Raw genomic sequence first — 441 nt, 5'->3', positions numbered from 1 at the left:
CGAGCGCGCGGCTGATCGGCTACACCGGCAATCGTCACCACCGGCTGGCGGCGGCGGTGGAGTTCATCCACACCGCGACGCTGCTGCACGACGACGTGGTCGACGGATCGGACCTGCGCCGGGGCAAGCGCACCGCCAACATCATCTGGGGCAACCCCGCCAGCGTGCTGGTCGGCGATTTCCTGTTCAGCCGCAGCTTCGAACTGATGGTCGAGGATGGCAGCCTGAAAGTGCTGAAGATCCTGTCCAACGCGAGCGCTGTGATCGCGGAGGGCGAGGTCAACCAGTTGACCGCCGCCCGCCGCGTCGATTTGGGCGAGGACCGCTATCTCGACATCATCGGTGCGAAGACGGCCGCCTTGTTCGCCGCCGCGTGTCGCATCTCCGCCGTCGTCGCCGAGCGATCGGATCGCGACGAAATGGCGCTGGACGCCTATGGCC

General features: G+C 66.9%; 1 protein-coding gene. It reads left to right on the top strand.

Annotation, left to right across the window (positions count from 1 at the left end; genetic code table 11):
- Positions 1–441: polyprenyl synthetase family protein (locus AC0IYH_RS29425; protein ID WP_471837574.1), on the top strand; the 441-nt coding region annotated here is incomplete at both ends.

This window comes from Pseudomonas sp. AC463 (assembly GCF_979253585.1).
Note: the sequence above shows the minus strand (reverse complement) of the source record. Positions and strands in the feature narration are given on the sequence as shown.